Origin of the sequence: Pseudomonas sp. Z8(2022), from assembly GCF_025837155.1 — a bacterium.
Classification (GTDB): Bacteria; Pseudomonadota; Gammaproteobacteria; order Pseudomonadales; family Pseudomonadaceae; genus Aquipseudomonas.
The window spans coordinates 2,587,745-2,600,517 of record NZ_CP107549.1; the positions used below are offsets into that span (position 1 = coordinate 2,587,745).

At 63.8% G+C, this 12,773-nt stretch carries 13 protein-coding genes; 7 read left to right on the forward strand and 6 right to left on the reverse strand.

All coding sequences use genetic code 11. The annotated features are described in order from the left end of the window. The first annotated feature begins 54 nt into the window (after positions 1–54). Together OEG79_RS12315 and OEG79_RS12320 are read left to right on the forward strand one after the other, a co-directional pair. Positions 55–666: a LysE family translocator gene (locus tag OEG79_RS12315; RefSeq protein ID WP_264145302.1), complete on the forward strand. Its 612-nt coding sequence runs from the start codon at positions 55–57 to the stop codon at positions 664–666. Next, entirely contained in the window at positions 666–1,856 is a 1,191-nt protein-coding gene (locus OEG79_RS12320; RefSeq protein WP_264145303.1) for a benzoate/H(+) symporter BenE family transporter, read from the forward strand. The genes OEG79_RS12315 and OEG79_RS12320 overlap by 1 nt, the downstream gene beginning before the upstream one ends. A 136-nt stretch (positions 1,857–1,992) precedes the next feature. Here the strand turns inward: OEG79_RS12320 and OEG79_RS12325 are convergent, their stop codons facing one another. From OEG79_RS12325 to pyrF, 3 genes are all read right to left on the reverse strand, one after another. Beyond that, positions 1,993–2,895 carry a bile acid:sodium symporter family protein gene (locus OEG79_RS12325; RefSeq protein WP_264145304.1) on the reverse strand — a complete coding sequence of 301 codons (903 nt, stop codon included), beginning with the start codon at positions 2,893–2,895 and terminating at the stop codon, positions 1,993–1,995. 110 nt (positions 2,896–3,005) lie between these two features. Continuing rightward, positions 3,006–3,767 carry an SDR family oxidoreductase gene (locus tag OEG79_RS12330; protein WP_264145305.1) on the reverse strand — a complete coding sequence of 254 codons (762 nt, stop codon included), beginning with the start codon at positions 3,765–3,767 and terminating at the stop codon, positions 3,006–3,008. Positions 3,768–3,988: 221 nt separating this feature from the next. Further along, positions 3,989–4,690 carry an orotidine-5'-phosphate decarboxylase gene (gene pyrF / locus OEG79_RS12335; RefSeq protein ID WP_013715164.1) on the reverse strand — a complete coding sequence of 234 codons (702 nt, stop codon included), beginning with the start codon at positions 4,688–4,690 and terminating at the stop codon, positions 3,989–3,991. A 258-nt stretch (positions 4,691–4,948) separates the two neighbouring features. On the opposite strand from pyrF, the gene OEG79_RS12340 reads away from it, so the two are divergent. The 3 genes from OEG79_RS12340 to OEG79_RS12350 are packed head-to-tail and all read left to right on the forward strand — an operon-like array spanning position 4,949 to position 7,333. Continuing rightward, the gene (locus OEG79_RS12340) at positions 4,949–6,343 is read left to right on the forward strand and encodes an ethanolamine ammonia-lyase subunit EutB (protein ID WP_264145306.1); all 1,395 of its coding nucleotides are present in this window, start codon (positions 4,949–4,951) and stop codon (positions 6,341–6,343) included. Continuing rightward, positions 6,343–7,110, forward strand: coding sequence for an ethanolamine ammonia-lyase subunit EutC (gene eutC, locus OEG79_RS12345; protein ID WP_264145307.1), 768 nt, complete (start codon positions 6,343–6,345; stop codon positions 7,108–7,110). The genes OEG79_RS12340 and eutC overlap by 1 nt, the downstream gene beginning before the upstream one ends. 55 nt (positions 7,111–7,165) lie before the next feature. After that, on the forward strand, positions 7,166–7,333 hold the full coding sequence (locus tag OEG79_RS12350) for a DUF2897 family protein (RefSeq protein WP_264145308.1): 168 nt from the start codon (positions 7,166–7,168) through the stop codon (positions 7,331–7,333). Positions 7,334–7,488: 155 nt separating this feature from the next. On the opposite strand, the gene OEG79_RS12355 is transcribed toward OEG79_RS12350, so the two are convergent. The 3 genes from OEG79_RS12355 to OEG79_RS12365 form a co-directional block, all read right to left on the reverse strand. Next, positions 7,489–8,256, reverse strand: coding sequence for a substrate-binding periplasmic protein (locus OEG79_RS12355; RefSeq protein ID WP_264145309.1), 768 nt, complete (start codon positions 8,254–8,256; stop codon positions 7,489–7,491). A 126-nt stretch (positions 8,257–8,382) separates the two neighbouring features. Further along, positions 8,383–9,168, reverse strand: coding sequence for a substrate-binding periplasmic protein (locus OEG79_RS12360; protein WP_264145310.1), 786 nt, complete (start codon positions 9,166–9,168; stop codon positions 8,383–8,385). A gap of 87 nt (positions 9,169–9,255) precedes the next feature. After that, the gene (locus tag OEG79_RS12365) at positions 9,256–9,879 is read right to left on the reverse strand and encodes a TetR/AcrR family transcriptional regulator (RefSeq protein ID WP_264145311.1); all 624 of its coding nucleotides are present in this window, start codon (positions 9,877–9,879) and stop codon (positions 9,256–9,258) included. A 219-nt stretch (positions 9,880–10,098) separates the two neighbouring features. On the opposite strand from OEG79_RS12365, the gene OEG79_RS12370 reads away from it, so the two are divergent. Together OEG79_RS12370 and OEG79_RS12375 are read left to right on the forward strand one after the other, a co-directional pair. Next, a complete protein-coding gene (locus OEG79_RS12370) occupies positions 10,099–11,886 on the forward strand; it encodes an acyclic terpene utilization AtuA family protein (protein WP_264145312.1) in 1,788 nt (595 codons plus the stop codon). Positions 11,887–11,900: 14 nt separating this feature from the next. After that, complete coding sequence (locus OEG79_RS12375; protein WP_264145313.1) at positions 11,901–12,773, forward strand: SDR family oxidoreductase; 873 nt, start codon at positions 11,901–11,903, stop codon at positions 12,771–12,773.

Here is a 12,773-nt window from a genome sequence, read left to right on the forward strand (position 1 = left end):
CCGCGACGCCGTTACGGTCGCGCAATAGGCTTTGCCAGTCACGGGAGAACGACCATGTCCACCGAACTGTTGCTCGCCTTCATCGCCTTCGCCTTCGTCACCTCGGTGACGCCAGGCCCCAACAACATGATGCTGCTCGCCTCGGGCGTGAACTTCGGCGTGCGCCGCAGCATCCCGCACATGCTTGGCATCAGCCTCGGTTTCATGCTGCTGGTGGCCGCCGTAGGCCTGGGCCTTGGCCAGGTGTTCCAGCGCCTGCCAGTGCTGCATGACGTGCTGCGCTATGTCGGCGCTGCCTATCTGCTCTATCTGGCCTGGAAGATCGCCCAGTCCGGCGCGCCGCAAAGCCGCGAGAATCTCGAGGCCAGGCCATTTACCTTCCTTCAGGCCGCGGCGTTTCAGTGGGTCAATCCGAAGGCGTGGATCATGGCAATCGGCGCCATTACCACCTATACACCGCAGGATGGTTTTTTCAGCAACGTGCTGCTGATCGCGGCCCTGTTTGCGCTGGTCAACTGCCCCAGCGTAGGTTTGTGGACCGTCGCCGGCAGCATGCTGCGCAAGTGGCTGGACAACCCGCGTGCCCTGCGCGCCTTCAACATCGGCATGGCACTGCTGCTGGTCGCCTCGCTCTATCCCATCATCGTCGACACTGGAATGTTCTGATGCAAGACGCCGCCCCTACCCGCCTGCGACCACTGGCGGACACCTCCACCTCGGCCGTGGTCGCGGGCTTCATTGCCATGCTCACCGGCTATACCAGCTCTCTGGTGCTGATGTTCCAGGCCGGCCAGGCTGCCGGCCTCACCGCGGGGGAGATTTCCTCATGGATCTGGGCACTGTCGATCGGCATGGCGCTGTGCTGCATCGTGCTCTCGCTGCGCTATCGCGCGCCGGTGATGATCGCCTGGTCCACCCCCGGCGCCGCGCTGCTGATCACCAGCCTGCCGCAAGTGTCCTATGGCGAGGCGATCGGCGCTTACATCCTGGCCTCGGGCCTGATCGTGCTGATCGGTCTGACCGGCACCTTCGACCGCCTGATGCGGCGCATCCCCGCCTCCATCGCCGCGGCCCTGCTGGCCGGCGTGCTGTTCAAGATCGGCCTGGAAATCTGCGTGGCGGCCGAGCAGCAGCCGGTTCTGGTGGTCGCCATGCTGCTCGCCTACCTGCTTGGCAAACGCCTGTGGCCACGCTACTCGGTGCTCTCCGCGCTGATCATCGGCAGCGTGCTGGCTGGGGCCTTCGGCTTGCTGGATTTCACAGGTTTCCAGTTGCAACTGGCCACGCCAGAGTGGACGACGCCGAGCTTCTCTCTGGGCGCCGCCATCAGTATCGGCATTCCGCTGTTCATCGTCGCCATGGCCTCACAGAACCTGCCGGGCATGGCCGTGCTGCGCGCCAACGGTTATGACGTGCCGGCCTCGCCACTGCTGACCAGTACCGGCCTGGTGTCGATCCTGATGGCGCCGTTCGGCAGCCACGGGATTCACATGGCCGCCATCAGCGCCGCGATCTGCGCCGGCCCGGAAGCCCACGAAGATCCGCACAAACGCTACACCGCGGCGGTCTGGTGCGGCGTGTTCTATGCCATTGCCGGCATTTTCGGCGCCACGCTCGCCTCGCTGTTCGCGGCACTGCCAGCAGCACTGATCCTGTCCATCGCCGCGCTGGCACTGTTCGCCTCGATCATTGGCGGCCTGACCCAGGCCATGAGCGAACCCAACGAGCGCGAAGCGGCGCTGATCACCTTCCTGGTCACCGCGTCCGGGATGACCCTGGCCGGCGTCGGCTCTGCGTTCTGGGGTATTGTCGCCGGCCTGCTGACCCTGGCCGTGCTGAACTGGGGCAAGCGCTAGATTCTCCGTAGCCCGGATGCAATCCGCGAGCACTCTGCCAGGTCGCCCCGGATTGCATTCGGGCTACGGACTCGGTCGAAGCGGGAGGGACTTTAGCCGCGACTATCACGGGCAAAGCCCTCCCCATTCTTTAACGCTACGCCTTTTCCCCTTGCACCGCCGGCTCGGCCAGCTCGACGCCGTGCACACGGTTGACCCACAGCCCGAACAGCGCAGCGGTGACGAACATGATCAGGCTGTAGATGGCTGCGGGGATGGCCATGGTCGGGTTGTTCAGCAGCGCCGGGCTGAGTGCCAGGGCGATGGCCAGGGTGCCGTTGTGGATGCCGATTTCCATGGCGATGGCAATCGCCTGGCGCAGGTCGAGCCTGAGCAGGCGCGGCACGCAGTAGCCCACCGCCATGCTCAGCAGGTTGAAGGCCAGCGCCGCGCCGCCCACCGAAGGCGCGTAGTCCACGAAGGTGCGCCAGTCCTTGGCCACTGCCAGCAGGATGATCAGCAGCAGGAACAGTGCCGAGACGATCTTCACCGGTTTCTGCATGCGCTCGGCGAAGCCGGGGAAACGGCTGCGCAGCCACATGCCGATGGCCACCGGCCCGAGGACGATGACAAACACCTGCACCACCTTGGCGAACTGCAGCGGAATGGCCTGATCGGCGGACATGAAGTAAGCCAGCGACAGGTTGACGATCAGCGGCATGGTCAGGATTGCGATCACCGAATTGACTGCGGTGAGGGTGATGTTCAGCGCTACGTCACCATGGGCCAGATGGCTGTAGAGGTTGGCGGTGGTGCCGCCTGGCGAGGCCGCCAGCAGCATCAGACCGACGGCCAGCGCCGGTGCCAGGCCGAACAGTTTGGCCAGGAAGAAGCAGGCCAGTGGCAGCAGCAACAGCTGGCAGGCCAGGCCGATCAACACCGGTTTGGGGAATCTGGCCACGCGGGCGAAATCGGCCAGGGTCAGGGACAGGCCAAGCCCGAGCATGATGATGCCCAGCGCAGCGGGAAGGAAAAACGTCAGCAAGGGATCGGCGGTCATTATTGTTATCGCTCCAGTTGTACCTCGCGAGATTGTGCGCAGTCAGGCCACTGCTGACAGTGGCCCTGCGAGCCAACCCTGGTTCCCCAGCAACTAGCGGGCCAGAGCGCTCAGATCGCCGTGGCGCCACCATCGACAGCCAGCGCGTGGCCGGTGGTGAACGCCGCATGATCGCTGCACAGATAGAGCACTGCAGCCGCGATTTCCTCGACCTTGCCGATGCGCCCGACCGGATGCATGGCAGCGGCGAACTCGGCCTTCTTCGGGTCGGCTTCATAGGCGCGGCGGAACATGTCGGTGTCGATCACCGCCGGGCACACCGCATTGACGCGAATTTTCTTCTTCGCGTACTCCACCGCAGCGGACTTGGTCAGGCCGATCACCGCATGCTTGGAGGCTGCGTAAATGCTCATCTTCGGAGCCGCCCCCAGGCCTGCCACCGACGCCGTGTTGACGATGGCACCACCGCCCTGGGCCAGCAGCAGCGGGATCTGGTGCTTCATGCACAACCACACGCCCTTGACGTTGACGCCCATGATGGCGTCGAACTCGGCTTCGTTGCCGTCGGCCAGCCTGCCCTGCTCGATCTCGATGCCGGCGTTGTTGAAGGCGTAGTCCAGGCGACCATACTGGGCCAGCGTGGCGTCCATGAGAGCCCTGACCTCGGCGTCGCAGGTCACGTCGCAACGTACGAAGCAGGCCTCGCCACCGGCCGCGCGAATCAGCTCGACAGTGCTCTCGCCGCCGGCCACATCCACATCGGAAACCACCACCTTAAGCCCTTCGGCGGCGAAGGCCTGGGCCGTGGCCCGGCCGATACCGGCAGCACCGCCGGTGACCAGGGCGACCTGGCCGGAGAACGTCATGCTCATGTGTCTGCTTCCTCGCAGCGATTCTTGTTGAATTTGCGAGGAGTCTAGCCAGCAAGCCAGACGGCGAGCAGCACTATCAGGCTCTGGAGTGGAGGGTCATGCAGGGCGCTGATGGCGACGCCACCAGCGCGGTGCCGCGATCAGCGGGTAGCCCGGATGTAAATCCGGGACAGATCGGACGGGATGCCAGAGCGCCCCGGATTTCATCCGGGCTACAGGGCTCAGGCGCGCAGTTCGGCAACCACCGCCGCCAGCGCCTGTGCCGGGTCGGCGGCCTGGCTGATGGGACGGCCGATTACCAGGTAATCGGAGCCTGCCTCCAGCGCCTGACGCGGGGTGAGGATGCGTTTCTGGTCATCGGCGCTGCTGCCGGCGGGACGGATACCCGGCGTCACCAGCTGCAGACGCGGCTGCGCGACCTTCAGCGCCTGCGCCTCCTGCGCCGAGCAGACCAGACCGTCGAGCCCCGCCTCGGCGGCCAGGCCAGCCAGGCGCAGCACCTGCTCCTGCGGCGGCACATCCAGACCGATGCCGGCCAGATCCTGCTGTTCCATGCTGGTCAGCACCGTCACACCGATCAGCAGTGGCTTGGCGCCGGCCAGCTTGTCCAGCTCGTTACGGCAGGCCGCCATCATGCGCAGACCGCCGGAACAGTGCACGTTGACCATCCATACGCCCAGTTCCGCCGCAGCCTTGACCGCCATCGCCGTGGTATTGGGAATATCGTGGAATTTCAGATCGAGAAAAAGCTCGAAGCCCTTGGCCTGCAACGCCTCGACCACCTGCGGCCCGCTGCGGGTGAACAGCTCCTTGCCGACCTTGACCCGGCACAGCGCCGGATCGAGCTGATCGGCCAGGGCCAGAGCAGCATCACGGCTGGGAAAGTCGAGGGCGACGATAATCGGTGTTTGGCAGGCGGGCATGAGCAGGTCTCGAACAGGTGAAAAACGCCGCGCATTGTAGCGCAAAGCGTCCCGGCACTGGTCGCGGCTGAAGCCCCCTCTGCCGATGTGCCATGAGCGGCCTGTCATGTACCAGGCAGGTGCATCCGCGCATTTTCTGCACCTTTTTCACTCACCGGTCACGGCCAGCACGCCCCCACCTGCCGCGCACCGCCAGTGCTCTGGGCTCTGGCATGAGCGCTGCACGGCAAATGCATCTCCGTGTCATGGGTTGCAAGCATGCCCTACCAAACCACCATCGGCAGCCTCGTCTACCGCTTCGCCGACCTCAAGACCCTGCTGGCCAAGGCCAGCCCCGCGCGTTCAGGCGACTACCTGGCCGGGCTGGCTGCCGCCACCTACGAAGAGCGCATGGCGGCCAAGCTGGCTCTGGCCGATGTGCCGCTCAAACGTTTTCTCGACGAGGCGCTGATCCCTTATGAGCAGGATGAAGTCACCCGCCTGATCATTGACCGGCACGATGCCGTCGCCTTCGCACCGATCAGTCATCTCACCGTCGGCGATCTGCGTGACTGGCTGCTGCTGGAAAAGACCGACAGCGCTCGTCTGGCTGCAATAGCCGCCGGGCTGACGCCGGAGATGGTCGCTGCCGTGAGCAAGCTGATGCGCAATCAGGACCTGATTCTGGTGGCACGCAAATGCCAGGTGATCAGCCGTTTTCGCAACACCCTGGGCCTGCCCGGCCACCTTGCCGTGCGCCTGCAGCCCAATCACCCCACCGACGACGTACGCGGCATAGCTGCCAGCATGCTCGACGGCCTGCTGTATGGCTCCGGCGACGCCACGGTGGGCATCAACCCGGCCAGCGACTCGTTGCCGACGCTGATGCGCCTGTGGCAGATGATGGACGAGGTACGCCAGCACTTCGAAATTCCCATGCAGAGCTGCGTGCTGACCCACGTCACCACACAGGTCCAGGCCATCGAGGCCGGCGCGCCGATCGACCTGGTGTTCCAGTCCATCGCCGGCACCGAGGCCACCAACGCCGGTTTCGGCGTCTCCCTGGCGATCCTGCGCGAAGCCCACGAGGCCGCGCTGTCGCTGGGGCGCGGGACTCTGGGTGATAACGTCATGTACTTCGAAACCGGCCAGGGCAGCGCGCTCTCCGCCGGCGGCCACCATGGCGTCGATCAGCAGACCTGCGAAACCCGCGCCTATGCCGTGGCCCGGGAGTTCCGCCCACTGCTGGTCAATACCGTGGTCGGTTTCATCGGCCCGGAATACCTCTACGACGGCAAGCAGATCATCCGTGCCGGGCTGGAAGATCACTTCTGCGCCAAGCTGCTCGGCCTGCCGATGGGTTGCGACGTCTGCTACACCAACCACGCCGAAGCCGACCAGGACGACATGGACAGCCTGCTCACCCTGCTCGGCGCAGCCGGCATCAACTTCATCATGGGCATCCCCGGCGCCGACGACATCATGCTCAACTATCAGAGCACCTCGTTCCACGACGCGCTTTACCTGCGCAGCTTACTGGGCCTGAAACGGGCGCCGGAGTTCGACGCCTGGCTGACACGCATGGCCATTACCGAACCCGGCGGCAGGCTGCGCGAGGTCGGTCGCGGGCATCATCTGCTCAAGCGACTGCCACAGATTTCCGGAGCGGCCTGATGAAGGATATCGATCTCATCCAGCACAACCCCTGGGACGACCTGCGTGCACATACCTCGGCCCGCATCGCGCTTGGCCGTGTCGGCTGCAGCCTGCCCACCCGGGAGGTGCTGAAGTTCGGTCTGGCCCACGCCCAGGCACGCGATGCGGTACATCGTCCGCTGGATTTCACTGAACTCAAGCATCAGCTGCATGCAGCCGGTTTTCGCGCCCTGAAAGTGCGCAGCAATGCCGAGGATCGGCAGGCCTACCTGCTGCGACCGGATCAGGGCCGTCATCTGCACAGCGACTGTCAGCTGCAGTTGCAACATGAACTGCCGGCCCCGGAACTGGCCATCGTGCTGGCCGACGGTCTATCGGCCGTCGCCGTGCAACGCCATGCCCTGCCTCTGCTGCAGGCCTTTCGCCAACGCTTCGATACCGACTGGGCCAACACTCCGGTGGTTCTTGCCGAGCAGGGCCGCGTGGCGATTGGCGACGGCATCGGTGAGGCACTGCGTGCTCGCCTGGTGATTGTGATGATCGGCGAACGTCCAGGCCTGACCTCACCAGACAGCCTCGGCCTGTACCTGACCTACGCCCCGAGAGTGGGTTGCCTGGACAGTGCGCGCAACTGCATCTCCAACGTGCGCCCCGAAGGCCTGCCCTACGAGGCGGCGGCATACAAACTCGACTACCTGGCACGCCAGGCACTGCGCCTGCAACTGAGCGGCGTACAACTCAAGGACGAGAGCGATATGCAGGCAGTGCAGCTGCAACCAGCCTGACAAGCGGGTGACGAGCGGGTATGGTGGAAGCACTTACCCGCAAGAGGAGTCGATCATGCCCTGGTTCGCCTGGCTCATCCTGATCCTGGCCTTGGGCTCCATCCTCGGCAGCCTGCTGCTGCTGCGCGACACGGCCAGGAAACTGCCGTTGACCGAGGAACAGCTCAAACGCATCCACGAGCGTAACGTCGAACAGGACGCCAAGGATCGCCGCGAAAGCTGAGCGGCGATGCAACGTCCGGGAGCCCGGCCGGGAATGCCCCTGACAGTGGCATTGTTCGGTGCCGTTACCTGCCCTTCAGTCCGCAGTTCGCCCTGCTCCCAGCGCCGCCTTCTTCAGCGGACATATGACCCTGGCAGTCGCTCTCCGCGGAGCAGTCAATGTTCCGCATCTGCTGCTATTGAGCTATCCGCTGTGACTGATGTGACGGCAATGCGGTAAGGCGAGAAGATGCGCTGCAACTCGCCCTTTGCGCGCAACTGCTCGAGCAATTGCGCGAAACGCTCGGGCCTGATCGGCGCACCGGCGCGGATCATCGCGTGATGGCGGTAGACCTGATCGACCCGCTCGGATATCAGCAGTTTGCGTGCGTGATCGCGATTGCGCTTGATGAAGTCGTAAAGGTTCGAGCGCGTCACCAGGGCTATATCCGCACGACCACGCAGTACCATCAGCAGGTTGCTGTCATGGGAATGCCCGAGGTTGGCGTTGAAGGTGCGGGTGAGGAAATCCGGATCACTGTTGAACCTGGCAAAGCCGTAGTGGTATCCGCGATAGAGCGCCAGACGCTTGCCGTCTAGCTGTTCGAAGTAACCCTGACCGCGCCGTTGTTCATCCCTGGCTACAAACAGCTCGGCGTCTTCCAACCCCATATCGACGGCATTGGCATCGATGCCCTGCCACCCCCATTGCGGATTCTCGAAAACAGCCATGTCGATACGTCCGCGCTGCAGATCACTGAAGCGCCGCACGATAGCGGTAGGCAGCATGGTGAACTGATAGTCGCTCTGCTCTCGATTCAGCGCTTCGAGCAGTTCAGGCAGGAGGCCACTGGACTCCTGCAGATTGGATTTGATCACGTAGGGAGGAAAATGCGCACCGCCGACCTTGACCATCTCGGCAGCATAGAGAGAACCGACGGACATCAGCCCCAGGGCAGCCCAACAGACACGAATCCAGCGCCGTGATTGCCGCATGTCGAATCCCCAAAAACTCCTTCTTTTAGTGAGCAGCAGCCTACTCCAGTCTCTCCTGGCCGACCAGATGGATTTTCACTGCACGGACGCTTTATCGCCCAATGCCAGGCGATAGCGCCCAAGCAACCTGGACAACTCGCCACTGGCGTGCAACTGGTCGAGGAGTCCGGCGACATCAGTTGGAGCCAGCGTCGCCCTGGGTCGCAACAGCACCTGATGATGGTAGACCTGATCCTGACGCTCGGAGATCAGCAACCCCCGTTGCAATTCCGGATGCCGATCCAGAAACAGCTCCAGATAGGAGCGCGTCACCACGGCGATATCGACGCGACGCGCCAGCAACATGCGCAAATTGCTGTCGTGGGAATAGGTCAACACCGCGTTGTAGGTGCGCGCCAGGTAGTCAGGGTCGGCGTCGAACGCAGCAAACCCGTAGTGGTAGCCGTGATAGAGCGCCATGCGCTTGTTGCTCAGGTCTGCGAAGTAGTCCTGGCCCCGGCCTGGCTCGGCAGCGGCGACATAGACTTCCGCATCTTCGATATCCAGCCGCAGAGCCAGGTGGTGCGTACTCTGCCACCCCCAATGACTGGACTCGAAGAACATCAGATCGAAGCGCCCGCCCTCCAGATCCCGATAGCGACGGGTCGCCGAGGTCGGTACCAGGACGAAACGATACTGCTGCTGCACCGCGTTGAGCGCGCGCAACAGATCCGGTACCAGCCCCTGAGGGTGCGGTGATTCGGGTTTGTCCAGATAGGGAGGGAAGTGATAACCGCCAACGCGTACCTCCTGCACCGCGACGGCATTGGACAGGTACAGCAGCGACAGACAGCACAACAGGCAGAAGGATAGTGCTCGCAAACTCGACCTCTCGTCCCGGGCACAGGACAGTCAAGGTCGCGTGCTCGAACTGAAACCGGCAGTTACTTCCATCCTAGCCGAGTTCGCTCAAACTTCCTTGCACACCAGCGACAACGCCTCTTCGGCCAGCTGATCCAGACTCATCGGCCCCTGCGGCCGGAACCAGGTATTGGTCCAACTCAGTGCTCCGGTGAGAAAACGTCGCTGAATGAACGGATCGCCCTTGAAGTAGCCAGCCTCGCGCGCCTCGCTCAGCACCGTCAGCCAAATCTGCTCATAGGTATCACGCAGCGCCAGCACCTGCGCCTGGCCGTTTTCCGACAGCGAACGCCATTCGTAGACCAGCACCGCCATCGCCTCGCCGGTACCGCCCATGATCGACTGCAGCTCGCAGCGGATCAGCGCCAGCAAGCGCTCGCGCGTACCCTGCGCCGAAGCCAGGGCTGCACGCATCAGAGCGGTGTTGTAAACGATGGTTTCCTCCATCACCGAGCGCAGGATTTCATCCTTGCTCTTGAAGTGATGAAAGATGCTGCCCGACTGAATGCCGATGGCTGCGGCCAGGTCACGCACAGTGGTGCGTTCGTAGCCCTTGCTACGAAACAGATGGGCAGCCATCTGCAGCAGTTTGCCGCGTGCACTGTCCGGATCGGTCAGCTGGCCGTTGTCGACCAGCTCCTGCATAACGGCCTGGGCCTTGTGTTCGTCCACGCTGGCTTCTCCCCTGATTCCCGCTCGGCGATTGTTCTGATGAATTATTGATGCTGCCGGCAAGTGCTTGTGTTGCTTGGCGAAATGTATGCGCCAGTAACCAACCAAGCAAGCGCTTGGGCGTATTTTTGGCCGAATTGTCCTCTTTTGCCACTTTTCAACCAAGCGCTTGCTTGGTAATGTCGACTCACCTTATCAATGTGTGACGGGCCAATTCCAATGACCAAAACCGTACGCATCGGCTGCGCCTCCGCGTTCTGGGGCGACACCTCCACCGCTGCAGCTCAACTGGTTCGGGGTGCCGAACTGGATTATCTGGTTTTCGACTACCTCGCCGAGATCACCATGTCGATCATGGCCGGGGCGCGCATGAAGAATCCGCAGGAAGGCTTCGCCAAGGACTTCGTCGAAGTACTGGCCCCCCTGCTGGGCGAGATCGCCGCCAAGAAGATCCGCATCATCAGCAACGCCGGTGGCGTCAACCCCGCTGCCTGCGCCGCCGCCATGGCCGCCGCCTGCGAGAAGGCCGGGGTCAACCTGAAAATCGCCGTACTGCATGGCGACAGCCTGCAGAGCAAGGCTGGCGAGCTGGCCAAGGCCGGCACCACGGAAATGTTCAGTGGCGCGCCGATGCCGGCCATGTGCGTATCGCTCAATGCCTACCTGGGTGCGCCCGGCATCACTGCCGCGCTGGATCAGGGTGCCGACATCGTCATCACCGGCCGCGTGGTCGACAGCGCCGTGGTCAGCGGCGCGCTGGTGCATGAATTCGGCTGGCAGTGGAACGATTACGACAAGCTGGCCCAGGCCGCCCTCGCCGGTCACCTGGTGGAATGTGGCGCCCAGAGCACCGGTGGCAACTTCACCGACTGGCACAACGTGCCGGACTACGAGCACATCGGTTTCCCGATTCTGGAAGTCGAGGCCGATGGCAGCTTCGTACTGACCAAGCCGGAAAACACCGGCGGCCTGGTCACCCCATTCACCGTCGGCGAGCAGATGCTCTACGAAATCGGCGACCCGCGTGCCTACCTGCTGCCGGACGTGATCTGCGACTTCACCCAGGTCAAGCTGGAGCAGGTCGGCGAGCACCGCGTGCACGTCAGCGGCTCCCGCGGCCTGCCGCCAACCAACTCGTACAAGGTCAGCGCCACCTATCCGGATGGCTTCCGCTGCACCGCCAGCTGCCTGATCGCCGGTATCGACGCCGTGGCCAAGGCCGAACGCGTCAGCCAGGCGATCATCAACAAGACCAACGAGATGTTCGCCGAGCGCGGCTGGCCGGCCTACCGCGAAGTGAATATCGAACTGCTGGGCACCGAGGCCACCTACGGCCCGCACGGCAAGCGCGGTGACACCCGCGAAGTGATCATCAAGCTAGGCGTCAGCCACGCCAAGAAGGAAGCGCTGGTGCTGTTCTCCCGCGAGATCGCCCAGGCCTCCACCGGCATGGCACCGGGCCTGACCGGCATCGTCGGCGGCCGCCCGACCGTCTACCCGGTGATCCGCCTGTTCTCCTTCCTGGCCGACAAGAGCAGCTGCGCGCTGGAAGTGGAAATCAGCGGTGAACGCACTCCGGTCAGCCTGCCGCAGATCGACACCTTCGATCCGGCGAACATCGCTGCCGAAGCCGTCCTGCCCGCCCCCACCGGCTCGGCCGACGCCAGCGTGCCGCTGATCAGGCTGGCCGTGGCCCGCTCCGGCGACAAGGGCAACCACAGCAACATCGGCGTGATGGCGCGCAAGGCCGAGTACCTGCCGTGGATCGCCGCCGCGCTGACCCCGCAAGCCGTGGGCGAGTGGATGGGCCACCTGCTCGACGCGCAGACCGGCAAGGTCAGCCGCTGGTATCTGCCGGCCAGCCACAGCCTCAACTTCCTGCTGGAAAACGCCCTCGGTGGTGGTGGCGTGGCCAGTCTGCGCATCGACCCGCAGGGCAAGGCCTTTGCCCAGCAGCTGCTGGAATTCCCCGTGCCGGTGCCCAAGGCCCTGGCTGACAGCCTGTAACAAGGACAACAACAATGGCATACGACTCAGTCTTCAAGCCCGGCCTGTTTGCCGGGCAGACCATCCTGGTCACCGGCGGCGGCAGCGGCATTGGCCGCTGCGTGGCCCACGAGCTGGCCGCTCTGGGCGCCCACGTGGTGCTGGTCGGGCGCAAGCAGGAAAAGCTGGAGAAGACCTGCGCCGAGATCACCGAAGACGGCGGCAGCGCCAGCTTCCAGGTTTGCGACATTCGTGATGAAGAAGCCGTGAAGGCCATGGTCGGCGCAGTGATCAGGGAACGCGGCCAAATTCGCCAACTGGTCAACAACGCCGGCGGCCAGTTCCCCGCGCCGCTGATCGGCATCAACCAGAAAGGCTTCGAGACCGTGGTGCGCACCAACCTGGTGGGTGGTTTCCTGGTGGCCAAGGAAGTCTTTCTGCAGAGCATGAGCAAACACGGCGGCAGCATCGTCAACATGCTCGCCGACATGTGGGGCGGCATGCCCGGCATGGGCCACTCGGGGGCGGCGCGGGCCGGCATGGAGAACTTCACCAAGACCGCGGCCTACGAGTGGGGTCACGCCGGCGTACGGGTCAACGCCGTGGCCCCGGGCTGGATCGCCTCCAGCGGCATGGACACTTACCCCGAGTCGATGAAGAACATGATCCGCAACCTTAAGGATCACGTGCCGTTGCAACGCATCGGCACCGAATCCGAGGTCGCTGCGGCCATCGTTTTCCTCCTGTCGCCGGGCGCCAACTTCATCAGCGGCAACACCATTCGTATCGATGGTGCGGCGAGCCAGGGCACCCGTGCCTGGACCCTCGGCAAGGCCAAGAACAGCGAGTCCTACAACGGCTTCCATCGTGCCTATGTGCCCGATGTACTGAAAGATCAGGGAGAGTGA

Bases quoted from the DNA above. Each gene is read 5' to 3' on its own strand.
- OEG79_RS12315 (WP_264145302.1), top strand. From the start codon at position 55: ATGTCCACCGAACTGTTGCTCGCCTTCATCGCCTTCGCCTTCGTCACC.
- OEG79_RS12350 (WP_264145308.1), top strand. From the start codon at position 7,166: ATGCCCTGGTTCGCCTGGCTCATCCTGATCCTGGCCTTGGGCTCCATC.
- OEG79_RS12325 (WP_264145304.1), bottom strand. From the start codon at position 2,895: ATGACCGCCGATCCCTTGCTGACGTTTTTCCTTCCCGCTGCGCTGGGC.
- OEG79_RS12375 (WP_264145313.1), top strand. From the start codon at position 11,901: ATGGCATACGACTCAGTCTTCAAGCCCGGCCTGTTTGCCGGGCAGACC.
- pyrF (WP_013715164.1), bottom strand. From the start codon at position 4,690: ATGCCCGCCTGCCAAACACCGATTATCGTCGCCCTCGACTTTCCCAGC.
- eutC (WP_264145307.1), top strand. From the start codon at position 6,343: ATGAAGGATATCGATCTCATCCAGCACAACCCCTGGGACGACCTGCGT.
- OEG79_RS12340 (WP_264145306.1), top strand. From the start codon at position 4,949: ATGCCCTACCAAACCACCATCGGCAGCCTCGTCTACCGCTTCGCCGAC.
- OEG79_RS12320 (WP_264145303.1), top strand. From the start codon at position 666: ATGCAAGACGCCGCCCCTACCCGCCTGCGACCACTGGCGGACACCTCC.
- OEG79_RS12370 (WP_264145312.1), top strand. From the start codon at position 10,099: ATGACCAAAACCGTACGCATCGGCTGCGCCTCCGCGTTCTGGGGCGAC.
- OEG79_RS12330 (WP_264145305.1), bottom strand. From the start codon at position 3,767: ATGAGCATGACGTTCTCCGGCCAGGTCGCCCTGGTCACCGGCGGTGCT.
- OEG79_RS12355 (WP_264145309.1), bottom strand. From the start codon at position 8,256: ATGTCCGTCGGTTCTCTCTATGCTGCCGAGATGGTCAAGGTCGGCGGT.